Source organism: Microbacterium yannicii PS01 (assembly GCF_000304335.1).
Lineage (GTDB): Bacteria > Actinomycetota > Actinomycetes > Actinomycetales > Microbacteriaceae > Microbacterium > Microbacterium yannicii_A.
Window position 1 is genome coordinate 1 of the sequence record NZ_CAJF01000008.1, and the last position, 26741, is coordinate 26741.

Genomic DNA, 26741 nt, shown 5'->3' on the forward strand with positions numbered 1-26741 from the left:
CTGACGCTGACGCTGACGCTGACGCTGACGCTGACGCGGATGCTGACGCTGACGCTGACGCGGATGCCGATGCGGAGCCGAGCTGATGCGGATGCGGATGCGGATGCTGATGCTGAAGCCGATGCCGACGCTGACGCTGACGCTGACGCTGACGCTGACGCTGACGCGGATGCCGACGCGGACGCGGATGCTGACGCCGATGCCGATGCCGATGCCGATGCCGATGCCGACGCGGATGCTGATGCTGATGCTGATGCTTATGCTGATGCTGATGCCGATGCTGACGCCGACGCTGACGCTGACGCTGACGCCGACGCCGATGCCGATGCCGACGCCGACGCTGACGCCGACGGTGGCGACACGACCCTCGCCGAAGCGAGTGTGACGCAGACGCGCATCGTCCGCGGCACGGGAGTCGTGCAGGTCGTCAACGGCAGCAACTTCGAGCCCGGTGAGACGGTCTCGGCGACGGTGAACTCCACGCCGTTCGACCTCGCGCCGGTCGTGGCTGACGCCTCCGGCAACGTGCGGTTCACGTTCCCGGTCGGCGCCGACTTCGAACTCGGTGCGCACCGCGTCGAGGTCACGGGCTCGGTGTCGGGAGCACTCCCGGTCGACCGCGAGCGGACCGCGTTCACGGTCGTGACGAAGAGCCTGCCGGCCACCGGCATGGATCCCGGCGGACTGGTCCTCGGAGGCGTGGGAGCCGCAGCGCTCCTCGCCGCCGGCGCCGGCCTGCTCTTCCTCCGTAGGAAGCAGGACGCCTAAGCGATAGAAAGGGGTGGGCGCATCCACGATGCGCCCACCCCTTCGTCGTTCCTGAGGCATCCGACCGGAAATCACGTGACAGCACCACGACACCGCACCCGCCGACCCCGGCTCCCGCACACGATCGCCGCCGCGGCGACCGTCGCGATCGTCGCGGGCTACGCCTTCGTCAGCGCGACCTTCACCCTCCCGCCCACCCCGGCGCGCCCCGCTGTCGCCGACGCGTTCGGCCCCTACTTCTCCCAGCAGTGGAACGTCTTCGCCCCGAACATCCTCAAGGCGAACCGCGAGCTGCAGCTCCAGGTTCAATGGCGCGAGGGCGACGAACTCGTACACAGCGAGTGGATCGACGTCACCGACACCGAGTTCGCGGCGGTCCGCGGCATCCCCACCCCCTCCCGAATCCAGAAGAGCAGCTTCAACGCGACGTCCGCCTACATGTCGCGCTACGGCGAACTCACGGACGAGCAGCAGGATCGCGTGCGCGACACCTTCATCGAAGGCCAGGGAGGCGGTCAGTTCGCCCCGATCCCCGACGACGAGCTGATCGACGAGATCGATGAGCTGGGCGAGAGTCGCGCGGCGGTCGTCCGGTTCCTCCGCTACGACTACATGCTCGGCCGATTCGCGCGAGCCTTCGGAAGCGCGTACTTCGATCGTGAAATCGAACGAGTGCGCTGGCGGGTGCACATCGAGCGGCCGAACGACTTCCTGCATCGCTTCGACGACACCCCCCAGCGCGAGGCGACCAATGTCACCTTCGGCTGGCGCCAGCCCGTCGCGGAGATCGACCCGCAGGTGCTGGCCATCTACGACGACGTCATCCAGAGATACGCGGGGAGGTGAGGGGCCCGATGACCACGACTTCGGAGAAGACGACGGATGCCGCGTCCCCCGCGTCCGAGCGCGCGCGGCGCGTGTCCGCGGCGCTGAAGCCTACGACTTTGTGGCAGCGGTTCGCCGCGTGGCTGACCGGAGCGCAACGCGCCACGGTGAGCTTCTCGATCCTGCGCATCCTCTACGGGATCGCGATGCTCATCGTGCTGATTCCGAGCCTGCCCGACCGCCACTATCTCTGGGGCGCGGGATCGTGGTGGGTCGAGCCCGAGGCCAAGCGCCGCGGCTGGTGGGAACCGCTGCGGCTGCTCTTCTCGAAGGACAGCCTGTTCTGGTTCGACGTCGCGTATGCCGTGCTGCTGGTGCTCGTGCTGCTCTTCCTCGTCGGCTTCAAGACGCGCTGGGTGACGCCGGTGCTGCTGGTGTTCTGGGTCGGCTTGTCGACGAACAGCACGCTGTTGACCAACGGCGGCGACACCCTCATGCGCATCGTGCTGCTCTTCGTGGTCTTCGCGAACCTGAGCGAGCACTTCTCTGTCGACGCATGGCTGCGCCGTCGCTCTGCGAAGCGAGGACGCGAGCCTCGCGCGCTCCCGAGATGGCTGCCCCGGTGGCTCGTGAACTGGGCGCACAACACCGTTCTGATCCTGTGCTGCTACCAGATCTTCCTCGTCTACCTCGTGTCGTCGGTCCTGAAGCTCGCGGGGGAGGAATGGCTCGAAGGCTCCGCGATCTACTACGCGCTGAGCATCGACCAGTTCCGTGTGTTCCCTGTGCTCAGCGACCTGGTGTGGCAGTTCACGCCGGCGATCGTCCTCGGCTCGTGGCTCGCCCTCTGGGTGCAGCTGCTTCTGCCGGTCATGGCGATCTGGCGCCCGACGCGGTACATCGCGGTCGCGCTCATCACCGGGATGCACCTCGGCATCGCGATCCTGCTCAGCCTGTGGCCGTTCTCCCTCGCGATGATCGCCCTGGATCTGCTGCTCGTGCGCGACACGTCGTGGCGACGCGCCGCGGGATGGGTGCAGAGAACGAGCCGCGGCATCCGTCGTGCGATCAGTGAACCGGATGCCGGACGCGCCTCGACACCGACCGTGCCGCCGCCGCCGTACACGCCACCTCCCGCGACTCGTATCGCCGACGCGGACGTGCCGGTTCGGTCAGCGACGCTCGCCCCCGTCGGCGCCGCCGAGCCTTCGGATTCGGCTTCGACAGCCGAGCCGGGGTCATCAGCGGAGACGGACATGACCGCGCCCGACGCGGCGGACGACCGGAAGCCGGCCGGATCGCCTGAGCCGAGCCCGGTCGCCCCTTCCGGTGAGGACTCCTCGCCCGAGGAGTCCTCAGAGCCGGGCCCCGAAGCCGGGAACGAGCCCACACGATCCCGTTCACGCGCCCGCCGCGCCGCGAAACCACGATGATCGACGCCGTCGTCGTCGGCGCGGGCATCAACGGCCTCGCCGCCGCGGTGGTGCTCGCGCGGGCGGGACTCGACGTCGAGGTGTGGGAAGCCAACCCCACCGCGGGGGGAGGCGCTCGGACGCTGCCGCTCAACGAACCCGGGTTCGTGCACGACTGGGGCTCGGCCGTGCATCCGATGGCGCTGGCGTCGCCGTTCTTCCGTGCCTTCGGCCTCGCCGAACGCATCGAGCTGACCGCTCCCGAGGCGTCGTACGCTCAGCCGCTCGACGGCCGTCACGCCGCCGTGGCCTGGCGGGACCTCGGCCGCACCGCCGACGAGCTCGGCCGCGACGGCCCGGCGTGGCGCCGCCTGTTCGCACCCCTCGCCGGGAGAAGCGCTCAGCTGCTCGACACCGTGATGGCGCCGATGCTTCCGATGCCGGCGCACCCGCTCCTCGCGGCGCGGCTCGGACTGCGGATGGCCCGCACGGGCCTGCCCGGCGCTCCGTGGAGGTTCTCGGGCGACGCGGCGCCCGCTCTTCTCGCGGGAGTGTTCGCGCACTCGATCAGCCCTCTGCCCTCCCTGGCCGCAGCCGCGCCGGGCCTGGTTCTCGCGACGCTCGCCCACACCGTCGGCTGGCCGATCCCGCACGGTGGTAGCCAGGCGATCACCGATGCGCTGATGGCCGACGCCACCGCGCACGGCGCCCGCATCCTGCTCGACCATCGCGTCTCGTCGGTCGCCGACCTGCCGCCCGCCCGCGCCGTACTCCTCGACACCTCGCCCCGCGCGCTGGTCGCGATCGCAGGCGATCGGGTCGACTCGCGGTATCGGCGTGCCGCCGCGCATTTCCGGCACGGGGATGCCGCCACCAAGGTCGACTTCGCGCTGCGCGGGCCGGTGCCGTGGGCGGCGCACGACGTATCGCGCGCCGGCACCGTGCACCTCGGCGGAACGTGGCGCGACGTCGCGCAGGGCGAGGCGGATGTCGCAGCCGGCCGCCACGCGAAGCGCCCCTACGTGCTCGTCTCGCAGCCTGGTCTCGTCGATCCGACCCGCGCGCCCGAAGGATCACAGACGCTCTGGACGTACGCCCACGTTCCCGCCGGCAGCGATGTCGACGTGCGGGAAGCGGTGATCGCGCAGCTCGAGCGCTTCGCGCCGGGCTTCCGCGACCAGATCATCGCGAGCAGCGTGACGACGGCGCGCGACCTGGAGCGCGGTGACGCGAACCTCGTCGGGGGAGACATCGCGACCGGACAGGTGTCACTCCGGCAGCTCGTCGCCCGCCCGGTCCTCTCGCGGGCGCCGTGGCGCGCGGGCCCAGGAATCTACCTGTGTTCCGCGGCCACGACTCCGGGCCCGGGTGTCCACGGCATGGCCGGGTTCCAGGCCGCCCGGTTGGCGCTGCAGGACGTGTTCGGCGGCCCCACGCCCGACCTCGCCCCCTGACTTCTTGGCCGTTCCGGTGCGCTGCTCCGCGGCATCCGTTCGCTCCTCCTCTTCTCTTCGCGCCCGGAGCACGCCACGGAGACGGATCGGGGTTCGTTCAGGCGCCTCGCATATGCCCCCGCTTACCATTGACCCCATGTGTGGAATCGTCGGATACGTCGGCCCCCGGCAGAGCCAGGCCATCCTGATCTCGGGTCTTTCGCGCCTCGAGTACCGCGGCTACGACTCGGCCGGCATCGCCGTGATCGATGGCGACGGCGGTCTCGGGATGCGCAAGCGCGCGGGCAAGCTCAAGGTGCTGCGCGACGACCTCGACCAGGTCCCTCTCGCCGACGGCACCACCGGCATCGGCCACACCCGATGGGCGACGCACGGCGGCCCGACCGACGGCAACGCCCACCCGCACCTGGCCGACGACGACAAGCTCGCCGTCATTCACAACGGGATCATCGAGAACTTCTCCGAGCTCAAGTCCGAACTCGTCGGCGAGGGCTTCACGTTCCGCAGCGAGACCGACACCGAGGTCGCTGCGGTGCTCCTCGGCCGCGAGTACCGACGCACCGGAGACCTGGCGACGGCGTTCCGCAGCGTCGTCTCGCGCCTGGAGGGCGCCTTCACGCTGCTCGCCATGCACGAGGACCAGCCCGGCCTCGTCGTCGGTGCGCGTCGCAACTCGCCGCTCGTGATCGGCCTCGGCGAGGGCGAGAACTTCCTCGGATCCGACGTCGCCGCCTTCGTCGAGCACACCCGCAACGCCCTGGCCATCGGTCAGGACCAGATCGTCGCCATCACGCCGTCCGGCGTCGAGGTCACCGACTTCGACGGCAACCCGGTCGAGGTCGAGCCCTTCGAAGTGACGTGGGACGCCTCGGCCGCCGAGAAGGGCGGCTGGTCGTCGTTCATGGCCAAGGAGGTCTCGGAAGAGCCCGAGGCGGTCGCCAAGACGATCCTCGGTCGCATCCGCGAGGGCGAGGTCGTGATCCCCGAGCTCGACGGCATGGACGACCTCTTCGCGGGCATCTCGCGCATCATCGTCATCGCCTGCGGCACCGCCGCCTACGCCGGACAGGTAGGCAAGTACGCGATCGAGCAGTGGACCCGCATCCCCGTCGACGTCGAGCTCGCCCACGAGTTCCGCTACCGCGATCCGGTGATCGGTCCCGACACCCTCGTCGTGTCGATCAGCCAGTCGGGCGAGACCATGGACACGCTCATGGCGGTCAAGTACGCCCGCGAGCACGGCGCGAAGACGCTGTCGATCTGCAACACCCAGGGCGCGACGATCCCGCGTGAGTCCGACGCGATCGTCTACACCCACGCCGGCCCCGAGGTCGCCGTCGCCTCGACGAAGGCCTTCGTCGCGCAGATCACCGCGCTGTACCTCATGGGCCTGCACATCGGACGGGTGCGCGGCGCGGTCTCGAAGGCGGATGCCGCTGCGCACGTCCGCGAGCTCGAAGGCATCCCGGCCAAGATCTCACTCATCCTGGAGCGCGAGCAGCCCCGCATCGAGCAGTTCGCGCACTGGATGGCCGACACCCGCTCGGTGCTGTTCCTCGGCCGCCACGTCGGCTACCCGATCGCGCTCGAAGGCGCGCTCAAGCTCAAGGAGCTCGCCTACATCCACGCCGAGGGCTTCGCCGCCGGCGAGCTGAAGCACGGGCCGATCGCGCTCATCGAGCCGGGCCAGCCCGTCTTCGTGATCGTGCCGTCGCCGAGCCAGTCGGCCGAGATGCACAAGAAGGTCATCTCGTCGATCGAAGAGATCCGCGCCCGCGGCGCCCGCGTCATCGCGATCGCCGAAGAGGGCGACGCCGCCGTGCTGCCGAAGGCCGACGAGGTGCTGCGCATCCCGCTGGCCGCGCCGTTCTTCGAGCCGCTGCTCGCGGTCGTGCCGCTGCACATCTTCGCGATGGGCCTCGCCACCGCCAAGGGTCTCGACGTCGACCAGCCCCGCAACCTCGCCAAGTCCGTCACTGTGGAGTAGCCGCGGCGAGGGCGCGAGCTCAGCTCTCCTCAGGGTCCTCCAGGCGGAACCCCACCTTGATGGTCACCTGGAAGTGCAGGACTCTCGACTCGTCCGCGTGCCCGCGAACCGAGACGACCTCGAACCAGTCGATGTTGCGGATCGTCCGACCCGCCCGGTCGAGTGCCGACCGGATGGCGGCATCCGTCCCTTCGGAGGATGTTCCAACGATCTCGCTGACGCTGTAGGTGTGTGCCACGATGGCCCCTCTCTTCGATCCAACCGCCGCCATCATCTCGTCGGCGAAGCGGCGCGTCTAGGGTGCCCAACCGACGCGGCGGACGGGCTCGGCGTCGGGAGGCGCGACGAGGCTCGAGCAGCACGGCGCGATAGGGTGACGGATGCCGCGACCGCGGCGCGCAGGAGGGCTCCATGATCGTCGGAATCGGCGTCGACCTGGTCGACATCGCACGGTTCGAGCGCACGATCGAACGCACGCCTCGCCTGGTCGAGCGGCTGTTCTCGGGATCCGAGCGCGCGCTCAAGCCCCATTCGCTCGCGGCGCGCTACGCCGCGAAGGAAGCGCTGATCAAGGCGCTCGGGGGCTCGGACGGCGTGCACTGGACCGAGATCGAAGTCGCGTCCGAGGCATCCGGTCGTCCTGTCTTCCTGCTCACCGGCTCGACCGCCGCCGTCGTCGCCGCGCGCGGAATCACCGCGATGCACCTCTCGCTGTCGCACGACGCGGGCTTGGCCACCGCCTATGTCATCGCCGAGGCGGTTCCCGACTCGATCCGCGAGGCGGTCCCAGAGGCGGAGGGCCGCGCATGAGCCGCCCGCCCGCCGGCCTGCTGCGCGAGGCCACCGTCGACGTCGGCGCGATCGCCGACAACGTGCGGCACCTGCGGCGGCTGACCGGATCCGAGGTGATCGCCGTCGTCAAGGCCGACGGGTACGGACACGGCGCCGTGCGCTCGGCGGTGGCGGCGCTCGAGGGCGGCGCCGCGCGCCTCGGAGTGTCGGACATCACCGAGGCGCTCGCCCTGCGCCGCGGCGGCATCGATGCCCCGATCGTCGCGTGGCTGCACGCACCCAGCGCGGACTTCACCGAGGCCGCGGCCCGAGGGATCGAGCTCGGCATCTCGAACCTGGACCAGCTGCAGAAAGCCGCGGCCGCGGCATCCGCCGATCGTCCCGCCTCGGTGCACCTGAAGCTCGAGACCGGACTCTCGCGCAACGGCATCGCACCGGCCGACTACCGCGTCGTGTTCGCCGAGGCGGCGCGGCTCGAGCGCATCGGCAAGCTGCGGGTGATCGCGCTCTTCAGCCACCTCTCCAACGCGTCGGCCGACGACGACCGGGCCGCCCTGCGCGCTTTCGAGGAGGGCGTCGGAATCGCCGCGACGCTCGGCCTCGCGCCGCCGCTGCGCCACATCGCCGCCACGCACGCGGCCATCGCGCTGCCGGAGTCCCGCCTCGGCTGCGTGCGCATCGGCATCGGCCTCTACGGGCTCTCGCCGTTCGACGACCGCTCGTCAGCCGACCTCGGCCTGCGCCCGGCGATGACCCTGCACGGGGCGGTCGCGGCCGTCCGTCGCGTTCCCGCGGGCACCGGCGTCTCGTACGGTTACGCCTACCGCACCGACCGCGACACGACCCTCGCGCTCGTGCCGCTCGGCTACGCCGACGGTGTTCCCAGGCAGGCCTCCGGCGCGGGGCCCGTCGTGATCGGCGGGCGCCGGTTCACCGTCGCGGGCCGCATCGCGATGGACCAGTTCGTCGTCGATGTCGGCGACGCGCCTGTGTCGGTCGGCGACGAGGTGCTGCTCTTCGGCGACCCCACGCTCGGCGCGCCGTCGGCGACGGAGTGGGCGGATGCCGCCGGCACCATCAACTACGAGATCGTCACGCGGATCGGGCCTCGCGTCCCGCGCCGGCAGGTGGCCGAATGAGCGCGGCTGTTCGTGTTCGCAATTCAGTCTCCCGGGCTGCGTATGGACGGACTTCGACCGAAACGGTGCAGCTCGAGCTCACCTCGGTGCACAGACAGACTGAATTGCGAACGGGAGGTGGGGCATGACTCTGTTCGGCGTACCGTGTGCAGGACCGACCTCGCGCCACCGACGCGGGTGCCGCGGAATCACCGGGCCGCGCGCCGCGTCACTGGCGATCGGTCCTGAGTTCGGTACGGGGGAGTGGCCGTGAGCGGGCTCGACGCGCTGGCCGGCACGCGCGAGATCGCGTCGCCGCATGACATGGAGCAGCTCGGTGACGAGATGGGGCGGATGCTGCGCCCCGGCGACCTCGTCGTGCTCACCGGTCCGCTCGGCGCGGGAAAGACGACGCTCACCCGCGGCATCGCCCAGGGCCTCGGCGTGCGAGGGCCCGTGCAGAGCCCGACGTTCGTCATCGCGAGGACGCACCCCTCGCTCGTCGGAGGCGCGCCGCTCGTGCACGTCGACGCGTACCGGCTCGGGTCGCCCGCCGAGCTCGACGACCTCGACATCGACTTCGAGGCCTCCGTCGTCATTGTGGAGTGGGGCCGGGGCATGGTGGACGGGCTGCGCGACACGTGGTGGGAGGTCGAGCTCGATCGGGAGTGGCATGGTCGCGGCCAGGACGACGCCTGCTACGGCGTCGCGCACGAGGCCGAGCTCGACGCCGATGCCCCGCGGCTCGTGACCATCAGGCGGCGCCCGTAATCACGCTGTTCCGCTGCAGGCCCCCGTCCCGTGTGGCCTGGATGGAGTCGTCCGGATGAAGGAGAGGGCATCCGTCGCCCGCGACTACCCTGGAAAGGTGATCCTGGGCATCGACACGTCGCTCGGCTCCGCGGTGGCGGTGGTCGAGCCCGACGGCGTGGTCCGGTCACAGGTCGAGAGCGCCGACCCGCGGGGTCACGCCGAGGTCATCGGCACCCTGATCGAGCGGGCGCTGGCCGAGGCATCGGTCACCGCCTCCGACATCTCGCACGTCGCCGCGGGAATGGGGCCCGGGCCGTTCACGGGGCTCCGCGTCGGCATCGCGGCCGCGCGCACCTTCGCGCTGGGACGCGGCGTGCCCGTTGTGCCGGTCGTGAGCCATGACGCCGTCGCCCTCGAGCTGATGCTGCACCGGGCATTGACCGGTGGATACGACGAGGCCTACGACGAGACGTTCGCCGTCGTGAGCGACGCCCGGCGGCGCGAGTTCGCATACACCGTCTATCGCGGCCTCGACGATGACGGACTCCCGGTACGTGTCGCCGAGCCGGCTCTGACGCCGCGCGACGAGATCGACGGCGTCCTCGCCGCGGCCGGAGCGGTCCGGCGGGATGCCGAGCGCATCCCCGCCGCGATGCTCGCGCTCGCGGCGGCTCGCGCGCTGTCGGCCGGTCGCACGATCGCATCGGCCGACGCCCTCTACCTTCGCTCGCCCGATGTGACGATCCCCGGCGTTCCGAAGCGAGCGAGCACGTGACCCTTCGTACGGCCCTCCCCGCGGACCTTGACGCGATCATGATCCTCGAGCGAGCGTCCTTCCCGACCGACGCCTGGTCGTCGGCGATGATGCGCGAAGAGCTCGCCTCTCCGCACGGCTGGTACGTCGTGGACGAAGAGGCGGGGCGGCTCGTGGGCTATGCGGGATTGCGCGCGGTGAAGAGCGCGAAGGATGCCGACGTCCAGACCATCGCGATCGCCGAGTCCGCGCGAGGTCGGGGCCGCGGCCGGACGCTGCTGCGCGCCCTGCTGGGCGAGGCAGCGAGGCGCGGCGTCGCGGAGGTCTTCCTCGAGGTGCGGGCCGACAACCCGGTCGCGCATGCGCTGTACGCCTCAGAGGGCTTCCTCGAGATCGGGCGCAAGCCCCGCTACTACCAGCCGGACGACGTCGACGCCGTGGTCATGAAGCTCGACGTGCGCGTGTGGGCAGGGGCGCGGCATCCGGATCCGATGGAGCACCGCGATGGGCCGATCCGGACACCGGAGGATCACGCGCTTTCCGGATCGCAAGCCTCGAAGGGTCCGGAAACGCGCACGGAGTCCGATATCCGGATCGGCCCCGGCGGTTCGAGCGGGACGATGGCGACGGGGGGAGTGTGCACGTGAGCCGCGACGAACCCCTCGTGCTGGGGATCGAGACGAGCTGCGACGAGACCGGGATCGGCATCGTCCGCGGCCGCACGCTGCTGTCGAACACCATCGCCAGCTCGATGGACGAGCACGCCCGCTATGGCGGCGTCGTGCCCGAGATCGCGGCCCGCGCGCATCTCGAGGCGCTCGAGCCGGCGATCCACGCGGCGCTGGCCGAGTCCAACGTCGCGCTCGCCGACATCGATGCCGTCGCGGTCACCTCGGGGCCGGGTCTCGCCGGCGCGCTCATGGTCGGCGTCGGAGCGGCGAAGGCGCTCGCGGTGTCTCTCGGCACGCCCCTCTACGCAGTCAACCACCTCGTCGGCCACATCGCCGCCGACGTCCTCACTTCCGACCAGCACGGCGCGGACGCACCGCTCGAGTACCCGACGGTCGCGCTCCTGGTCAGCGGCGGCCATACCTCCCTCTTGCTCGTCCGCGACCTCACGACCGACGTCGAACTGCTCGGCGAGACGATGGACGACGCCGCCGGCGAGGCCTTCGACAAGGTCGCGCGGCTGCTCGGCCTGCCCTACCCCGGAGGTCCTGAGATCGACCGGGCAGCGGCTTCGGGCGATCCGAAGGCCATCCCGTTCCCGCGCGGTCTCTCGCGCGCGAGCGACATGGCCGCGCACCGTTACGACTTCTCGTTCTCGGGATTGAAGACCGCCGTCGCCCGATGGGTCGAGCAGAAGCGTGCCGCCGGCGAAGAGATCCCCGTCGCCGATGTCGCCGCGAGCTTCCGCGAGGCAGTCGTCGACGTGCTCGTCACGAAGGCGCTCGCCGCCTGCCGCGACTACGGCGTGCCCCGCCTGCTGCTCGGTGGCGGAGTCATCGCCAACCGGCGCCTGCGAGACGTCGCCCTCGAGCGCGCCGCGGCCGAAGGGGTCGCCGTGCGCATCCCGCCGCTGTCGCTGTGCACCGACAACGGCGCCATGATCGCTGCGCTCGCGTCCGAGCTGATCATGTCGGGCCGCCCGGCCTCGACCCTCGCGTTCGGCGCCGACTCGACCCTGCCGGTGACCGAGATCCAGGTCGCGGAGGACGCATGAGCGACGACGAGCGGATGCCGCAGCCCCCGGCATCCGGGCCGGATTCGAAGCCCGCGCGGCCGGACGCGGCCGCGCCGGTAGTTCCGTCCGCCGCGCCGGCGGCCGAGCCGTTCGCAGCGCCGCCAGGGCCCATCACGCCCGCCAAGCCGCTCGCCGCGCCCGCAGCGCCGTTCACTCCGTCCACCCCGCTTGCCGGATCGGTTTCCGCTTCCGATTCCGCTCAGCCGACCGCCGCGCTGCCCGCCCCCGCCGCTCCGGGAGCGTCCGTCGAGGGGCCTTCGCCCGACATCCAGCTCGCGGACGAGGCGTCGCCGCTGCCCGGCGCGCACCGGGGCGGATTCCAGCGACTGCCGACCGCGCCGGTCGCGGTCACGGTGGAGACGGCGCCCGCAGAGCCAGGCACCGAGGATGTGCGCGTGCCTGTGCTGTGGGCTCCCGAGCCCGATCCCGTCATGCAGCGCGGGCTCGCCGGCTGGGCGCTCGCGTTCGCGGTGATCGGGCTCATCGTCGCGCTGTTCGTGGGGTGGGGATTTCCACTGGGGATCGTCGCGATCGTCTCGGGCATCTTCGCGCTGCGACGACCGCTCGAGAGCCGGGCGATGGCGATCTGGGCCATGTCGCTCGGGCTGGTGTCGCTCCTCTACAGCGTCGGCTGGCTGCTGTTCGCCGCGAGCCGCGCGAACCTGTTGGGCTGAGCGCCGCGAGCGAACTCACGGCTCCAGGACCGGCGCAGACGGGAGCAGCGGATGCTGCGACCCGGCGCGTCGTCTCACACCGCCGATTTTGAGCACGGCGATAGCGCCGCGGAGACGCGGGGTCAGACGCGGTCGGCGAGGATCGCGACGCGACGCGAGCCGATACGAGTGAGGAAGAGCGTCGCCGATTCGGCACCGCTGAGCTTCAAGCGCGTGCGCAGGGCGGCGGGATCGACATCCACTCCTCTCTTCTTGATCTCCAGGCGCCCGATGCCGCGGTCGCGCAGCGCTTTCGACAGCGCCTTCACGTCCGCCGGCAGCGTCTCGCGCACGCGGAACGACGAGACGAAGGGAGACGTGAGCGCCGCGTCGGACGTCAGGTAGGCGATGTGCTCGTCGAGCATGCCGGCTTCGAGCGAGCGGGCCACATCGCCGATGAGCCGCGCGCGGATGACGGCGCCATCGGGTTCGTGAAGGAAGGCGCCGAGCTCCCGCACGGGCGCGTCCGCGGCATCCGTCTCTGCGGTCAGCTCGTGTGCCGAGTCGCCGCGCATCACGAGAGCCGCCCGCCGCACGCCCTCGCGCGCGAGAGCACCCGACCACAGCACGAGTTCCAGGGTCGAGCCGTCGGCGCTGACCCACTGCGCCTCGACGTCGTCGGGGATGAGGTCGCGGTCGAGGCCCGGGCCGAGCTTGACGCCGGTGGGCACGCGCTGCGCGAGTTCGAAGACCCAGTCCAGGGAGGGCGACCAGTCCTCGGGGCGCGTGCGTGTGGTCTCGGTGTGACCTGCCGTCCGCCGCGCGGGGTCGAGCCAGACCGCGTCGATCCCGTCGAGATCCGCGTCCTCGGCAGTGCCGTGCCGCACCTCGACATCGTCGCCGAAGGGGGCGAGGTTGTAGGCGGCAATCGCAGCCGTCACCTCGTCGGCGTCGACGGCCCGCACCTGCAGCCCGAGTCCGGCAAGCCCGAACGCGTCGCCGCCGATGCCGCAGCCGAGGTCGGCGACCCGCGGGAGGCCGGCGTCGCGGAATCGCGCCGCGTGCTGGGCGGCAATGGAGAGCCGGGTGGCCTGTTCGAGTCCCGCCCGCGTGAAGAGCATCCGCTCGGCCAGCTCGCCGAACTTCGCCCGGCCACGGGCGCGAAGTCGGGCCTGACCCACCACTGCGGAGACGAGATCGGGGGAGTGCCCGGCCTTGCGAAGACCCGTGACCGCTCGAGCGACGTCGTCGGTGGACTCCACGGGCGGCATGGCATCGAGAAGTCGCAGCCCCTCGGGGGTGAGAAGGGCCGTCAACTCCGGAAGATCCACATCACGAGCCTACGGGTGGGCCCGGAGCCGACTCCCCGATCCCCATGCAAAACCCCTACGTGGATGGGGGAGGCTCCGGGGGGATCCCCGATGTTGCGCCCTTGGCCTCAGGCGCACACTGATGGAGCAGCCGCACCGGCACTCAGACACAGAAGGACAGGTCATGCCTAACATCGAAGACAACTTCAGCGAGAACGACGTCAACCTGGGCAGCATCGTCGACTCCGGCAACCTCGACATCGAGGACTCGGGCAACACCGAGACGGACGTCGACATCGAGGACAACAACGTCAACAGCGGTAACGGCAACACCGAGACTGACGTTGACGTCGAGGTCGACGACATCGCCAGCAACAACGGCAACACCGACATCGAGGACTCGGGTAACACCGCCGTCATCGTCGAGGACGTCGCTGTCGACAGCAACAACGGCAACACGGACATCGAGGACTCGGGCAACACCGAGACCGACGTCGACGTGGAGCTCGAGGACTCGTTCAACGACAACTCCGACAACTCGGACAACTCCGACAACTCGGACAACTCGACGAACGACTCGAACAACGACAACTCGGACAACTCCGACAACTCCGACAACTCCGACAACTCGACGAACGACTCGTACAACGACGAGACCAACGTCGACATCCGTGACTCGTTCAACGAGACCACGCTGAACGACGACTCGGTCACCGTGGGTGTGCGTCAGTACAACACCGGCATCGGTGGCGACCTCAACATCGGCGGCCTCGCCGGTGGCGCGGGCGCTGCTGCGGCTGCTGCTGGCTCGCTGCACCTCGAGCTCGACAACCGCTCGACGGTCGTCGACCAGTCGGTCTCGCAGTCCTTCGGCTTCGTCGACGGCGACGTCGAGCAGGACTTCGACCAGGAGGCTGTCGTCAACTCGGGTGACAACGGCGCTGCCGCTGGCGACGACGCGACGGTCGACAACTCGACCACCACCACCACGGTGGGCGACGTCAGCATCGGCAACGAGTGGATCACCACGACGATCTCGGACTCGTTCAACGACTACTCGACCAACAACGAGTGGGACCTGGACGTCGAGGTCGAGGACTCGTTCAACGACTTCTCCGACGAGACCAACGTCGACGTCGAGATCGAGGACGCGTTCAACGACTCGTTCGAGAACGAGACCAACGTCGACGTCGAGAACGAGTACGAGTGGGAGAACAGCGGCAACTTCTTCAGCGACGGCTCGGCCGTCGTCGACGACGTCACGCTCTGATCCGAGCTCTGATCTGACTCGCTAGATCACTTGCCCGGTCGCCTCTTCGGAGGCGGCCGGGCAAGACCATTTTTCCGATCGACCCGGGCCGGGCCGCGCACTTGGTAGCGTGGAGGCCGGGGAGAGCGAAACGAGGGGGAATCGTTCGTGGCTGAAGGCACTGTTGTCAGCAAGGTCAGCACCGGGGATGCGGATGCTCCAGTTCCGACGCAGGTGAAACCGGCGATGAGCAAAGCGCTCGTCGCGATCGCTGACAACGTCGGTCAGCTCGCGACTGCGACGGGACGTGGAGATCTCGCCCAGCGTCTGCAGCACACGCACGCGCGGTTGCAGGACCCGAATGTGCGGGTCATCGTCGTGGGCGAGTTCAAGAAGGGCAAGAGCAAGCTCATCAACGCCCTGGTCAACGCGCCGGTGTGCCCCGTCGACGACGACGTGGCGACGAGCGTGCCGACTTCGGTCGGGTACGCCGAGAAGCCCGACGCCTGGGTGACCATCCAGGAGGACGAGAACGCCGAGCCCGAGAAGAAGCAGATCGCGCTCGAGGACCTCGCCCAGTTCGTCTCGGAGAGCGGCAACCCGGGCAACGAGCGCAAGGTCACAGCCGCCGAGGTCGTGCTGCCCCGCGAGCTTCTCAAGGGCGGTCTTCGCCTCGTCGACTCTCCCGGCGTCGGCGGCCTGGACTCCACGAACGCTCTGGCGACGCTCGCCGCGCTGTCCTCGGCCCACGCGGTGCTTCTCGTCTCGGACGCCTCGCAGGAGTACACCGAGCCCGAGGTCCAGTTCCTCAAGCACGCGATGCGGGTGTCCCCGAATGTGGCCGCCGTGCTCGCCAAGACCGACCTCTACCCGCAGTGGCGCGACATCGAGCGCTTGGACAAGACCCACCTCGGCGACGTGGGCGATGTGCCGATCTTCTCCGTCTCGAGCGATCTTCGGCTGATCGCCGCTGAGGAGCGCGACCGCGACCTCAACTCCGAGTCCGGGTTCCCCGCCCTCGTCTCGCACCTGCGGCAGGAAGTCCTCGGGCGGGCAGAGCTCATCCAGGCGCGCAGCGCCGTCCACGACTTGGTATCGGTGGTCGAGCAGCTGAAGATGTCGCTGACTTCCGAGCTCGAGGCGATCCTCCACCCGGAAGACACTCCGAAGCTGATCGCCCAGCTCGAGTACGCCAAGTCGCGCGCCGACGAGTTCCGCGGCCGCTCGTCCAAGTGGCAGGTGCAGCTCAACGACGGCGTGGCCGACCTGATCTCCGATATGGAGCACGACCTGCGCGACCGCCTCCGCAAGGTGCAGCGCGAGGCTGAGGCCGCGATCGACGAGGGCGACCCCGGACCGATCTGGGATCAGCTCACCGAATGGCTCGACCAGCGCATCTCGGCCGCCGTGTCGGAGACCTTCGTGTGGACCGATGAGCGGTCGCGGTGGCTGTCGGAGGAAGTCGCGGAGCTCTTCATCGAGGGTGAGGGCGACCTGCCGATCATCGCGGTGGGTGACACGGAAGGCGTCCTCGACGCCGTCGAAGACATCGCCAGCCTCGATCACCGCCAGATGGGCGCCGGCGAGAAGCTGTTCATCGGTGTGCGTGGCTCCTACGGCGGTGTGCTCATGGTCGGACTGGCGACGGGCCTGGTCGGGCTTTCGCTCATCAACCCGCTGTCGCTGCTGGCCGGTGTGCTGGTGGGCCGGAGGGCCTATCGTGAGGACATGGGTTCGCGACTGTCACGCCGACGCTTCGAGGCCAAGAACCTCGTACGCCGCCACATCGACGAGGTGCAGTTCCAGGTCGGCAAGCAGCTCAAGGACCGCCTGAGGATCGTGCAGCGGGCCGCCCGCGACCACTTCGGCAGCATTGCCGACGAGCTCCACCGCTCGCTCTCGGACGCTGTGCTCGCCGCCAAGCAGGCTGCGGGCTCTTACGCCGGCGAGCGTGATCAGCGGGTCAAGGAGCTGCAGCAGCAGGTCCATCAGCTCGAGGCGCTGAAGACGAAGATCCCCGCCCTTCCCCCGATGCGTGTCGTGGAGGCCGCGAAGCGGTGAGGCTGTCGACACATGACGATGCCAGCGCGCTGATCCGCGCCGCGTCGGAGCTCTACCTCGACGACCCGGTCGCGATGACGGTGCTCTCCGACCTCGACCGGCGCCTGCGCGAGCCTCTGCGCCTTGCACTGGCCGGGATGGTGAAGGCGGGGAAGTCGACGCTCTTGAACGCCATGCTCGGAGAGCAGCTCGCGCCGACCGACGCCGGGGAGTGCACCCGGGTGGTCACGTGGTACCGGTATTCCGCGACTCCCACCGTCACCATGCATCCGCATGACGGCGCTCCGCGGAGGATGCCGATCCGTCGCGACGACGGACGCCTGGTGCTCGACCTCGGCGAGGTCCCGGCCGAGGATGTCGCGTGGATCGATGTGGGATGGCCGGTCACGGGTCTGCGCTCGATGATCCTCATCGACACCCCGGGAATCGCCTCCCTCTCCCGTGACGTGTCGGCGCGTTCCACCGATTTCCTCGTCCCCGACACCGAACCTTCGTCAGCCGACGCGATCGTCTACCTCATGCGTCACATGCATGCCTCGGACCTCAAATTCCTGGAGTCGTTTCGCGATACGGCCGCGGGCGCCTCCCAGACAGTCAATGCCGTGGCCGTACTGTCGCGAGCGGATGAGATCGGATCGGGCCGGATCGACTCGCTGCTCTCGGCCGGCAAGGTGGCACGACGGTACGAGAAGGACGGCGATCTGGCGTCTCTCTCGCTCGGTGTCGTTCCCGTCGCCGGACTCCTGGCGGAGAGTGCTCGAACGCTTCGAGAGGATGAGTATGCGTCGTTCCTCACGCTCGCGAACCTGGAGCGCGCGAGCCGCGAGCGCCTGATGGTCTCGGCCGACCGCTTCATCCGGCCGACCGAACTCACGACCCTGAGCGTCGACGTGCGGCGGGATCTGCTCGGGCGCTTCGGCATCTTCGGCGTGCGACTGGCGACCGCGCTCATTCGCGGGGGCGTGGCTGACTCGACGCAGCTCTCGGAGCAGCTCGTGCAGCAGAGCGGCTTGAACGAACTGCAGCAGTTCATCCGGGAGCAGTTCCGCACGCGCGGTGATGCGCTGAAAGTGCGCGGTGTGCTCGACGCTCTCGAGGCGCTCCTGCGCGACCGACCCCGTCCCGGAACCGATGAGATCCGTGGCGGCGTCGAGCGCATCTACGCGACCGCTCACACCCTGCGCGAGCTCTCACTGCTCTCGCGCGCTCGCGCGGCCGGATTGCCGCTGAGCCGTTCCGACGCGAAGGATGCCGAGCAGATCATCGGTGGCGACGGCACGGCCGCCCACGCCCGCCTCGGTCTTCCCGAAACGGCCACACCGCAGGAGATGCGTGACCGCCTCGACGAGAAACTCGTCTACTGGCGCACGCTGAGCCAGTCGCCGTTGGCCGAGCGTGCGACCGTGGAGGCCACGCGCGTCGTCATCCGCAGCCTCGAAGAGGTGGCGTCAGTACTCGCCTCCGGCGTCGCTGCCCGCGCGGCGGACGTCGTGGCGTCGAGCGGTCCAGTGCAGGGCGCCTCGGAAGGTGCTGAAGAGCAGAGCGACGAGGGCGAGCCCCCATTGGGCGAGCAGAACCTGACGCACGAGCGGCCCGTTGTCGCCCACCGCGACGATCTCCAGTGACAGCAGGAACAGCAGGATCTGCAGGATGACCGTCGCGAGCTGCCACCATCTCACGTTCGGCTTCCGACTGGAGAACGACACGAGCAGCACGATCTGCCACAGCAGAAGGCCGACGGCGATGCCGAAGACAGCCCAGTAGATGATGTCGGCGGCGGCGTCGTACGTCTCGTCGCTGCGGCCCTCTGAGACGCCACGCACCACGTCGGCGATCAACGGGAGCTGGTCTTCCCTGATCACGAACAGGTAGACGACGGCGATCCCGCCGGCCAGCAAACTCATGACCCACAGGAACTGGCTGATCCGCACCGAGAACGGCGGCGGCAGCTTCGTCAGGACGGGTGCCGCATTGGGGCTGGCCGTGGGCGGGCGCTCCGGGGCCTCACGCTTCGGCGGCGGGGGCTGTCGGGGTCGGCCCTGCGGTGCGTCCATCGGCGGGGGAGGAGTCACCTCGGATGCCGGCACCCGGGCCACCGGGACGCGCCCGATCGCCTGCGAACCGGGCGGCCGGGCCGTCGTGTCGGACGGCCCTGCAGCGGGTGCGGGCCGCGGCGCCTTGCGACGGGGCTGCTCGACCGGCGGATCTTCGAAGGTGGGCGGTGGAGGCTTGGAACGACCGCTCGCGCGCCCCGGCTTAGCCGTGGCGCGCGAGCGGTCGTCGTCGTTCCGATCGGTCACACCGGAACCTTACATCTGCTCTTCTGTCTCGGGCTCCACGTAGATGTCCTCCACGACCGCGGAGTCGTCCGAGTAGTAGTTGCCCTCGTTCGTCGCCTCGACCTCGGTCGACACGTTGTTCTCGACGGCGACCTCGGTCGTGTCGTTGAACGAGTCGTCGACCTCGACATCCACCGCGACGTCGGTCGAGTCGTCGTTGAACGACTCCTCGGCGTCCACTTCGACCTCGGTCTCGGTGTTCGTCGACTCGTCGTCGAACGAGTCGTTGATGTTGGTCGTGGTGTCCTCGTTGCCGATCGCCACGTCGCCGACCGTCGTGTCGGTGTCGGAGTTGTCGACCTCGGCATCTTCACCCGCAGCAGCGCCGTTGTCGCCGCTGTTCACGATGGCTTCCTGGTCGAAGATCTGGTTGACGTCGCCGTCGGCCCAGATGTTCTGGTTGACCGACTGGTCGACGATCGTCGCCCGGTTGTCGATCGAGAAGCTGTTCGTGATGTTCGTGATCTCCTTCTCGACAGAAGGAGGTCCGGGCGGGGTCGGGTTGTGCCCGCCATGCGGCTTGTGGTGCACGTCGGGGCGGTCGACGATAACCGGCGCGACGGCGCGGACGTCTTCGACGCACGCATCCCCGAGCCCGTTACGCGCGAGCGTGCCCTGCGGGTCCTCATCGAACTCCTCCGCCGCAGCGGGGTCATTCAGCAGACTGAGTATGAACTCAATCAGTGCGTCGGCAATCGTTGCCAGCGGTGTGGTCATGACTCGGCTCCTGTCACTTCGAAACTCATTCCTGAGATTAGGTGGTTCTCACAATCAGCGAATCGGGGGTTTCCCCGAATCGCTGGGGGGCTTTAGGGGTTTCGCATCGGGGTGCGGGGATCATCACGAATCCTGCTCCGATGTCGCACCCGAATGCTCGAGCGCGACGCGCAGCTTCGCGATCAGATCGGACCGCGATGTGGCGCCGAGCCGGCGTCGGATGCTCGCGATGTGATGCTCGGCGGTTCGCGGCGAGATGAAGATCGTCTCGCCGATCTCGGCGTAGGTCTTGCCCTGTACCACCAGTCGTGCGACGTCGGTCTCGCGTTCGCTGAGGCCGGCGACCGCGGCGGTCCGGACGGGGCCGGTGCCGGTGTCCTCGGCGGGCGCGTCGCCCGTCCGGGCGTTCTCCGGCGGGTGCAACTCGCGTGCACGGGCGAGGAGACGGGCCGAGACCTTGCGATCCGATGAGCGTGCCGCTCCTTGGCCTGCGAGGCGGGCGGCATCCCACCGCAATCCCACGGCGGCGAGCGCCTGCGCTGCGGAGTCGACGTCATCAGGGTCCGCGGTGCCGCCGAGCACGGACGTCCAGGTGCGCCCGGCCTTGGCCATCGTTTCGGCCACGTGGCTGCGCGGGGCCGCCTCGACGAGGGCGTGCGCGTGAGGGCTCAGCGAGGCGGGGCGGTCCAGGAGGATGCCCTCCTGGATGCCGGCCCAGCGCAGGTGCGCCGACCAGACCGGGGGGAAGCCCAGTCGCTCGACGATCCCGATGGCTCGAGCGAGCAGCGGGTCGGTGATCGCCTGATCGCCGAGCCGGGCGCCTGCGCTCACGAACTCGACCAGCGGCAGGAGAGTGAACAGATCGACGTCGGCGTCGAGCATGCTGTCGCGTGCGCCGTCCCAGGCCACCGTGAGGGCGGCGGCGTCCTCGTACCGCCGGGCGAGGCCGATGCGGATCGCCTGCACCAGGAGGTCGTCGCGCGGCGCAGGGGTCGCCGTGAGGGCGAGTGCGGCGGTGAGAGCCTCCCGAGCCTGCGGTCCGCGTGCCTGCTGCAGCGCGATCCATGAACGCCAGAGGAGGAGCCTCGACATCGTCCACGGTGTGCCGCTGTGACCCTCGACGGCCGCGTCGACGACCGAGCGGGCGGTGGCGAGGTCGCCGCTGCTGATGGCCACGATCGCCGCGATCACCGCGGGATGCTCGGGCATCGGGGCGGAACTCTGCGATGACGTGTACAAGTGCGAGGCGCGCACGAGATCGGCCAGGGCCGCCTCGCTGCGGGCCGACCCGAGCGTTGCCAGCAGTCCGCGCCGCAGCAGCTTCATCGCGACACCGAGCGTCGAAGGGGCGGTCTTGGTGACGCTCTCCGGCTCGCCGGCGACAGCAGCCGCGTCGCCCACGCCGATCCGGGCGACGAGCGCGCGAACGGATGCCTCGGCGGTCGTCGGCGGGAATATGTCGTAGAAGCCGCACCCGGTCTCGAGCATGCCGCGCATCGACCATGTCGCCGCTGCGACATCGGCCAGTCGCGACGACTGCGACTCGGTGCGGTCGGGATACGCGACGGCCTCGTCGATCAGCTGTGCGGCGCCGTCGATGTCGCCGCACGCCCAGGCCGCCTGCGCGCGTCGTGCCGACAGGTCGGCTGAGGAGATGCCAGCCTGCGCGGCCGCCCGGTAGAGCTGCTGCGCGCGCTGCGGATCAGTTTCGAGAAGCTGGTCCCCGCGCTCGACGAGAGCGGCGCTCAGCTGCGGGTGACGAACATCGGCGAGCATGCCGTCGCCGCCGGCCGCGAGCGGATCGAACCCGCCGGGAAAGCCCGAGAAGAGGTCGACGAGCCGGCCGACCGGCAGGCTCGCGCGCACCGCGGTTCGCACCGCGGGAACCGGGCGGCCGTTGCGCAGAAGGAGCCCCTCGGCGTAGCCCTGGGCGATCACCCTCTCGGGGTCCTCGAGCAGCTTCGCCGGGATCGGTCCCTCGTCCGAGCTGACCACGCAGATCGCTTCGATGAGCCGCCGCACGTCGTCTTCCAGCACCTCGAGCCGGTGGGCGACGCTCTGTTCGAGCACGTGTCCGAGTGCGGCGTGGGCGCCGTCGCCTTCGCAGTCGCGATCATCGTGGGCGACGAGGGCGGCCGAGACCAGCCACGAGACGCCACCGGTCATCTGAAGGATGTGATCGAGGCACGAGGCCGACAGCGTGCGCCCCTGCGCTTCGAGGTGATCGAGGACGTCCGCACGGGTGACGTGGCCGAGCACGACCGCCGGACGGCTGCGCTCAAGGTGCCGGGCGATGGACGACAGCTCCTGCGTGTGAGGCCACGGCCGACTGGCGGCCAGAAGCGCCGCGTCGGGATCGGAGGCGCGGATGCCGAGATCGTCGAGCTGCTCAGTAGGAAGGAGGTGCAGGTCGTCCACGAGCAGGATGCTCGAGGACGACACCTTCCGCACGTCGGTGTCGGGACCCAGCACCGCTACCGGCACGTTGCTCTGCGTGAGGAACCGCTGCGCATTGCGCAGGATCGTGGTCTTGCCCGACCCGGCGTTCCCCGAGATCAGCACCCGCGGGGGCGTGTCGTCGGCGGTGAGCGCGTCGATGAGTGGGCGGGCGTGTCGCGCGCCCGTGAAATCCGCAGCGTCGAAGAACGACGCCACCGTCAGAGTTGGCGTAGGCATGATGAACCTCGAAAGACGGGCGACTCAGGCCGGGGCGTCGACGTCGGGAGTGGCCGCGGGAACCGGCTCGACGGGCGGTTCGGTCACTGTCGCGTCGGCGTCGAGAGACGTGGCGTCGACGGACGTGCCGTCGGTCGAGGTCCCGTCGGTTGACGTCCCGTCCGTCGAGGTTCCGTCGGTGGAGGTCCCGTCCGTCGAGGTTCCGTCGGTGGAGGTTCCGTCGGTGGAGGTGCCGTCGGTGGAGGTTCCGTCGGTCGAGGTGCCGTCCGTGGAGGTACCGTCCGTCGAGGTGCCGTCCGACGAGCTGCCGTCCGTGGAGCTGCCGCCGTCGGTGTTGCCGGACTGAGTCCCGGGGTTGGCGCTCGGCGGGGGAGTCGGCTTGGCACCCTTCGTCGGCTTCGGAGCCGCTGCCGCGTCCGCGGGCTTGGTCGGCGGCGGAGCCTGCTTGGCTCCGCGGCGCGGTCCGGGGTTGTTGGCCTTCGGCTGCGCCTGCTGCTGCTTCGGAGTATCGGCGACGGGCGCAGTGTCGGTGACCGGCGCCACGATCTCTTCCTCCGGAGCGACGTCGGCATCCGTGCCGGAGTCCGTCGTCTTGGAATCGGATGCGGACGGGGCGAAGAAGTCGCCGATGCCGGTCCCGGCCGTCATGGTGCTGCCGAAGACGATCGCGGCGGCGACGACGATCGCGCCGCCCGAGACGGCGAGGATGTGGCGTGCGCTCGGCGTGGACCTGCCGGCCACCGGACCCACCGGAGCGGCGAGGGCCGGAGCCTGCGTCGCCGGGATGAGCTCGAGCTCGCCCGCCGAAGCCGCGGAGGCGTCGAGGAGGGCGAGGTCGGTCGAGACGCCGATCTGGCGATCGGTGAGACGGATGAGCGCCGTGCGGGCTGCGCCGAGCGCGATCGACGACTTGGGATCCGCGTCGATCGCCGTCGGGCGGTCCAGCCGTTCAGAGAGGCGCTGCGTGACCAGAGGGATGCGCGAGGATCCGCCGATGAGCAGAACCGACTCGAGCTGCTCGGGTGTCACGTCGGCGGCGTCGAGGGCGTCTTCCAGGGCGTCGATCGTCTGCTCGACCGAGCCGTCGATCATGTCCTCGAACTCCGCGCGAGTGAGCCGCACGCTCGATCGCCCGGCGGTCAGGAGCACGGGAACGACGACGTCCGAGTCGAACGACAGCGCCTCCTTGGCGTCGACGCACTCGCGACGCAGCTGCGAGAGCGCGATGCGGGCGTCGGGCGAAGCATCCGCCAGCACATCCGCCGGGACGTCTGCGGCGTGCAGCACGTGGCGCAGCACCGCGTCGTCGAAGTCGGCGCCGCCGAGGTTGTCCAGACCGATGGGGGCGCTCATCAGTTCGAACGCGTCGTCCTGCTTGCGGAGGATGACGCAGTCGAAGGTGCCACCGCCGAGGTCGTACACGGCGAGCGTCTGCCCGTCGTCGAGCGCGCGCGCCGCCTCGTACTGGCGGGCGGCGGCCTCCGGCTCGGTGATGAACTCCACTGCGCCCACGCCGATGGCGTCGAGCGCCGCGCGCACGAGGCCGATGCGGTGCGGGCCCCACATCGCCGGGTGGGTCAGGATGACGGCCTCCGGCTGCACGCCCTCACGCTCGGTGACGATCTCGATCACGCTCGCGACCGTGCGCGCATACAGCTGCTCGGCACGGATCGACTGGCCGCCGACCATGAGCGGCACCTCGTCGCCGATGCTGCGCTTGAACTCGCGGATCAACCGCTCCGGCTGCGTGACGCCTCGCCGCTCGGCGACGTCGCCGAACAGGAGCTCGCCGTCTTCCGCCACGAAGACGACCGTGGCGACACTGTCGCTCCGGCGTCCCAGCGGAAATGACGCCGCGGAGATGCTGCCGTCAGCAGAAAGGCGCGCCGTTGCGGCCCCTACCCGACTCGTCCCCACGTCGACAGCAAGGAAATATGACTCACCCATTAGAAATACTGCCCCCACATCCCAGTGCGAGCTCCCCCGACCTCGCGGTGTCGTCGCTCTCAAACCATTCCCCGATGTGAGAGTCAGGCGACGCTTGCGATGATACATGCGGTCTCGCGGCGGGGGAAGGGTTCAGCCCCAACCGGACACCGGGTTTCGCGAACAGACCGGCAGCCGACGGGGAATGTTCATCTCAAGACCGGATCAGATGACGTGTCGGCGTCATGGATTGGCACTCACGTTGCAGGAGTGCCAATCCCTTGCCTAGACTTGCGTTAGCACTCTCAGTGTGCGGGTGCTAACGAGTCTTCAGTCTCAAGGAAAGAAGAGGTAGACCGTGTCGGTTTCCATCAAGCCGCTCGAGGACCGCATCGTCATCAAGCAGGTCGAGGCCGAGCAGACCACCGCGAGTGGCCTCGTCATCCCCGATACTGCCAAGGAGAAGCCGCAGGAGGGCGAAGTCGTCGCCGTCGGCCCCGGCCGCATCGACGACAACGGCAACCGCATCCCCCTCGACGTGTCCGTCGGCGACCGCGTGCTTTACAGCAAGTACGGCGGCACCGAGGTCAAGTTCGGCGCGGACGAGTTCCTCGTCCTGTCGGCCCGCGACGTCCTGGCGGTCGTCGTTCGCTGACCCACGCGTACAGCGCAGTTTCGAGAGGACCGGATGCCGAGGCATCCGGTCCTCTCTGCTGTCTGCAGCAAGCATGTGGCAGAAACCGGCCGCACATCGGCAGGAAGACGGATGCCGCAGCGGCCGTCCGTCGACCGTGCCCTGCCGACTCGGCCGTAGGCTGAACAGGTGAGCTCCGATTCGTCTTCGACCCCGCGGACCGGAGACACCGACGAACTGGCAGAGGCCGCCGCGTCCACCGCCGGTGTCGCGCTTCCGCCCGCATCGGCGGACGCCGGCCGAGAGCGCACCCTGGGCGGCGTGTACGCATTCTCGGCGTACTTCCTCTGGGGCTTCCTGCCGCTGTACTTCATCCTGCTCGCGCCCACCGGGCCGTTCGAGCTCGTCGCGTGGCGGATCGTGCTGTCGCTGGTGTTCTGCGCGCTGCTGCTGACCGTCACGCGCACCTGGGGACGACTCGCTGCGATCTTCCGTCAGCCGCGCATTCTGGGCCTTACGGTGATCGCGGGCCTGCTCATCTACGTGAACTGGCAGGTGTTCATGTTCGGGGCTCTCAATGACAACGTCATCGAGACCAGCCTCGGCTACTTCATCAACCCCATCGCCACCGTCCTGCTGGCGGTCCTCGTCCTGCGGGAGCGACTGCGCACGACGCAATGGGTCGCGATCGGCATCGCCGCCGCCGCGGTGGCAGTGATCATCGTCGGCTACGGCTCGTTCCCCTGGATCGCGCTCACCCTCGCCGCCAGCTTCAGCCTCTACGGCCTGGTGAAGAAGCACGTCGGACCCTCGGTCGACGCCGTCAGCGGCCTGACGCTCGAGTCCCTGTGGCTCACGCCGATTGCGGGCGTGATCCTCGCGGTCGTCGGCGGGACCACCGGCATCACGATGGGCACGGGCGGGGTCTGGCACGCCGTGCTGCTGAGCCTCGCGGGCGTCATCACGGCGATACCGCTGCTGTTCTTCGCGGCCGGCGCGCGTCGCGTGTCGCTGACGGTCATCGGGCTGCTGCAGTTCGTCGCCCCGATCCTGCAGTTCATCATCGGAGCGTGGGTGCTCGGCGAGCCGATGCCGATCGAGCGCTGGATCGGCTTCGCGCTGGTGTGGGTCGCCCTGAGCGTCCTGACGGTGGACTCGGTGCTTCACGCCCGGCGTGCGCGCCACACCGCGGCATCCTGAACCGTTCGCCGAACCGCCCCGACTGGTCCCTCAGCGGACTAGGCGGGCGATCGCCTGCGAGGCCTCGGTGATCTTTGCGTCCGCCTCGGCGCCGCCCAGCCGCGCGGCATCGACGACGCAGTGCCGCAGGTGATCGTCGAGAAGCCCGACCGCGACGGCCTCGAGCGCCGAGGTGAGCGCGCTGATCTGCGTGAGGATGTCGATGCAGTACTTCTCGTCCTCGACCATCTTGTGGATGCCGCGGGCCTGACCCTCGATCCGCTTCATCCGGTTGAGGTACTTGTCCTTGTCGGTGATGTAGCCGTGGTGGCTCTCGCCGTCGGCGTGATTGTGGTTGTGGTCGTGGGTGGCGGTATCGGTCACCGGGGC

The 26741-nt window shown here is 69.5% G+C and carries 24 protein-coding genes; 18 read left to right on the forward strand and 6 right to left on the reverse strand.

Going from position 1 to position 26741, the window contains the following annotated elements; translation table 11 throughout:
• Window positions 1-103: 103 nt before the first annotated feature.
• From WYM_RS21670 to glmS, 6 genes are all read left to right on the forward strand, one after another.
• Window positions 104-385: a hypothetical protein gene (locus WYM_RS21670; protein ID WP_157524924.1), complete on the forward strand. Its 282-nt coding sequence runs from the start codon at window positions 104-106 to the stop codon at window positions 383-385.
• Window positions 382-768, forward strand: coding sequence for an LPXTG cell wall anchor domain-containing protein (locus WYM_RS21675; protein WP_157524926.1), 387 nt, complete (start codon window positions 382-384; stop codon window positions 766-768). Before WYM_RS21670 ends, WYM_RS21675 begins: the two co-directional genes overlap by 4 nt.
• Window positions 769-843: 75 nt before the next feature.
• A complete protein-coding gene (locus WYM_RS06025; protein WP_051008077.1) occupies window positions 844-1614 on the forward strand; it encodes a DUF5819 family protein in 771 nt (256 codons plus the stop codon).
• 8 nt (window positions 1615-1622) lie between these two features.
• Entirely contained in the window at window positions 1623-3026 is a 1404-nt protein-coding gene (locus WYM_RS19395) for an HTTM domain-containing protein (RefSeq protein ID WP_019179928.1), read from the forward strand.
• Window positions 3023-4459 carry a phytoene desaturase family protein gene (locus WYM_RS06035; RefSeq protein WP_019179929.1) on the forward strand — a complete coding sequence of 479 codons (1437 nt, stop codon included), beginning with the start codon at window positions 3023-3025 and terminating at the stop codon, window positions 4457-4459. Before WYM_RS19395 ends, WYM_RS06035 begins: the two co-directional genes overlap by 4 nt.
• Before the next feature lie 136 nt (window positions 4460-4595).
• Window positions 4596-6446 (forward strand): glutamine--fructose-6-phosphate transaminase (isomerizing), encoded by a 1851-nt coding sequence (gene glmS, locus WYM_RS06040; RefSeq protein ID WP_019179930.1) that lies wholly within the window; start codon window positions 4596-4598, stop codon window positions 6444-6446.
• A gap of 19 nt (window positions 6447-6465) precedes the next feature.
• On the opposite strand, the gene WYM_RS06045 is transcribed toward glmS, so the two are convergent.
• Window positions 6466-6717: a dodecin gene (locus WYM_RS06045; protein ID WP_019179931.1), complete on the reverse strand. Its 252-nt coding sequence runs from the start codon at window positions 6715-6717 to the stop codon at window positions 6466-6468.
• Between the two features lie 140 nt (window positions 6718-6857).
• On the opposite strand from WYM_RS06045, the gene WYM_RS06050 reads away from it, so the two are divergent.
• The 7 genes from WYM_RS06050 to WYM_RS19405 all read left to right on the forward strand — a co-directional run bounded on the left by WYM_RS06050 (window position 6858) and on the right by WYM_RS19405 (window position 12281).
• Window positions 6858-7256 (forward strand): holo-ACP synthase, encoded by a 399-nt coding sequence (locus WYM_RS06050; protein ID WP_019179932.1) that lies wholly within the window; start codon window positions 6858-6860, stop codon window positions 7254-7256.
• Window positions 7253-8377, forward strand: coding sequence for an alanine racemase (gene alr / locus WYM_RS06055; RefSeq protein ID WP_019179933.1), 1125 nt, complete (start codon window positions 7253-7255; stop codon window positions 8375-8377). The genes WYM_RS06050 and alr overlap by 4 nt, the downstream gene beginning before the upstream one ends.
• Window positions 8378-8680: 303 nt before the next feature.
• On the forward strand, window positions 8681-9127 hold the full coding sequence (tsaE, locus tag WYM_RS06060; RefSeq protein WP_192813720.1) for a tRNA (adenosine(37)-N6)-threonylcarbamoyltransferase complex ATPase subunit type 1 TsaE: 447 nt from the start codon (window positions 8681-8683) through the stop codon (window positions 9125-9127).
• A gap of 97 nt (window positions 9128-9224) precedes the next feature.
• Window positions 9225-9884, forward strand: a complete 660-nt coding sequence (gene tsaB, locus WYM_RS06065; RefSeq protein WP_026059601.1) for a tRNA (adenosine(37)-N6)-threonylcarbamoyltransferase complex dimerization subunit type 1 TsaB — start codon at window positions 9225-9227, stop codon at window positions 9882-9884.
• Window positions 9881-10510 carry a ribosomal protein S18-alanine N-acetyltransferase gene (gene rimI, locus WYM_RS19400; protein ID WP_019179936.1) on the forward strand — a complete coding sequence of 210 codons (630 nt, stop codon included), beginning with the start codon at window positions 9881-9883 and terminating at the stop codon, window positions 10508-10510. Before tsaB ends, rimI begins: the two co-directional genes overlap by 4 nt.
• On the forward strand, window positions 10507-11586 hold the full coding sequence (gene tsaD, locus WYM_RS06075; RefSeq protein ID WP_026059602.1) for a tRNA (adenosine(37)-N6)-threonylcarbamoyltransferase complex transferase subunit TsaD: 1080 nt from the start codon (window positions 10507-10509) through the stop codon (window positions 11584-11586). Before rimI ends, tsaD begins: the two co-directional genes overlap by 4 nt.
• On the forward strand, window positions 11583-12281 hold the full coding sequence (locus WYM_RS19405) for a hypothetical protein (protein ID WP_019179938.1): 699 nt from the start codon (window positions 11583-11585) through the stop codon (window positions 12279-12281). The genes tsaD and WYM_RS19405 overlap by 4 nt, the downstream gene beginning before the upstream one ends.
• Before the next feature lie 122 nt (window positions 12282-12403).
• On the opposite strand, the gene WYM_RS06085 is transcribed toward WYM_RS19405, so the two are convergent.
• Complete coding sequence (locus WYM_RS06085) at window positions 12404-13591, reverse strand: class I SAM-dependent methyltransferase (RefSeq protein ID WP_019179939.1); 1188 nt, start codon at window positions 13589-13591, stop codon at window positions 12404-12406.
• 163 nt (window positions 13592-13754) lie between these two features.
• Between WYM_RS06085 and WYM_RS21020 the strand changes: the two genes are divergently transcribed.
• The 3 genes from WYM_RS21020 (at window position 13755) to WYM_RS06100 (ending at window position 18505) form a co-directional block, all read left to right on the forward strand.
• The gene (locus tag WYM_RS21020; protein ID WP_019179940.1) at window positions 13755-14840 is read left to right on the forward strand and encodes a hypothetical protein; all 1086 of its coding nucleotides are present in this window, start codon (window positions 13755-13757) and stop codon (window positions 14838-14840) included.
• Window positions 14841-15065: 225 nt separating this feature from the next.
• A complete protein-coding gene (locus tag WYM_RS06095) occupies window positions 15066-16880 on the forward strand; it encodes a dynamin family protein (protein WP_019179941.1) in 1815 nt (604 codons plus the stop codon).
• On the forward strand, window positions 16877-18505 hold the full coding sequence (locus WYM_RS06100; RefSeq protein WP_019179942.1) for a dynamin family protein: 1629 nt from the start codon (window positions 16877-16879) through the stop codon (window positions 18503-18505). The genes WYM_RS06095 and WYM_RS06100 overlap by 4 nt, the downstream gene beginning before the upstream one ends.
• Before the next feature lie 684 nt (window positions 18506-19189).
• Here WYM_RS06100 and WYM_RS06115 read toward each other — a convergent pair.
• The 3 genes from WYM_RS06115 to WYM_RS21030 form a co-directional block, all read right to left on the reverse strand.
• The gene (locus tag WYM_RS06115) at window positions 19190-19936 is read right to left on the reverse strand and encodes an IniB N-terminal domain-containing protein (protein ID WP_019179944.1); all 747 of its coding nucleotides are present in this window, start codon (window positions 19934-19936) and stop codon (window positions 19190-19192) included.
• Window positions 19937-20059: 123 nt separating this feature from the next.
• A complete protein-coding gene (locus WYM_RS21025) occupies window positions 20060-22612 on the reverse strand; it encodes a LuxR C-terminal-related transcriptional regulator (protein WP_157524928.1) in 2553 nt (850 codons plus the stop codon).
• Between the two features lie 24 nt (window positions 22613-22636).
• Entirely contained in the window at window positions 22637-24415 is a 1779-nt protein-coding gene (locus WYM_RS21030; RefSeq protein WP_051008078.1) for an Hsp70 family protein, read from the reverse strand.
• Between the two features lie 481 nt (window positions 24416-24896).
• On the opposite strand from WYM_RS21030, the gene groES reads away from it, so the two are divergent.
• Both groES and rarD read left to right on the forward strand, forming a co-directional pair.
• Window positions 24897-25193, forward strand: a complete 297-nt coding sequence (groES, locus tag WYM_RS06130; RefSeq protein ID WP_019179946.1) for a co-chaperone GroES — start codon at window positions 24897-24899, stop codon at window positions 25191-25193.
• Window positions 25194-25361: 168 nt separating this feature from the next.
• Window positions 25362-26372: an EamA family transporter RarD gene (gene rarD / locus WYM_RS06135; protein WP_019179947.1), complete on the forward strand. Its 1011-nt coding sequence runs from the start codon at window positions 25362-25364 to the stop codon at window positions 26370-26372.
• Between the two features lie 30 nt (window positions 26373-26402).
• On the opposite strand, the gene WYM_RS06140 is transcribed toward rarD, so the two are convergent.
• Window positions 26403-26735 (reverse strand): metal-sensitive transcriptional regulator, encoded by a 333-nt coding sequence (locus WYM_RS06140; RefSeq protein ID WP_019179948.1) that lies wholly within the window; start codon window positions 26733-26735, stop codon window positions 26403-26405.
• Window positions 26736-26741: the final 6 nt, after the last annotated feature.

Bases quoted from the DNA above. Each gene is read 5' to 3' on its own strand.
- WYM_RS06115 (WP_019179944.1), bottom strand. From the start codon at position 19,936: ATGACCACACCGCTGGCAACGATTGCCGACGCACTGATTGAGTTCATA.
- WYM_RS21025 (WP_157524928.1), bottom strand. From the start codon at position 22,612: ATGCCTACGCCAACTCTGACGGTGGCGTCGTTCTTCGACGCTGCGGAT.
- WYM_RS21020 (WP_019179940.1), top strand. From the start codon at position 13,755: ATGCCTAACATCGAAGACAACTTCAGCGAGAACGACGTCAACCTGGGC.
- WYM_RS06045 (WP_019179931.1), bottom strand. From the start codon at position 6,717: ATGGCGGCGGTTGGATCGAAGAGAGGGGCCATCGTGGCACACACCTAC.
- WYM_RS06050 (WP_019179932.1), top strand. From the start codon at position 6,858: ATGATCGTCGGAATCGGCGTCGACCTGGTCGACATCGCACGGTTCGAG.
- WYM_RS19395 (WP_019179928.1), top strand. From the start codon at position 1,623: ATGACCACGACTTCGGAGAAGACGACGGATGCCGCGTCCCCCGCGTCC.
- alr (WP_019179933.1), top strand. From the start codon at position 7,253: ATGAGCCGCCCGCCCGCCGGCCTGCTGCGCGAGGCCACCGTCGACGTC.
- glmS (WP_019179930.1), top strand. From the start codon at position 4,596: ATGTGTGGAATCGTCGGATACGTCGGCCCCCGGCAGAGCCAGGCCATC.
- tsaE (WP_192813720.1), top strand. From the start codon at position 8,681: ATGGAGCAGCTCGGTGACGAGATGGGGCGGATGCTGCGCCCCGGCGAC.
- WYM_RS21670 (WP_157524924.1), top strand. From the start codon at position 104: ATGCTGATGCTGAAGCCGATGCCGACGCTGACGCTGACGCTGACGCTG.
- WYM_RS19405 (WP_019179938.1), top strand. From the start codon at position 11,583: ATGAGCGACGACGAGCGGATGCCGCAGCCCCCGGCATCCGGGCCGGAT.
- WYM_RS06035 (WP_019179929.1), top strand. From the start codon at position 3,023: ATGATCGACGCCGTCGTCGTCGGCGCGGGCATCAACGGCCTCGCCGCC.
- WYM_RS06095 (WP_019179941.1), top strand. From the start codon at position 15,066: ATGAGCAAAGCGCTCGTCGCGATCGCTGACAACGTCGGTCAGCTCGCG.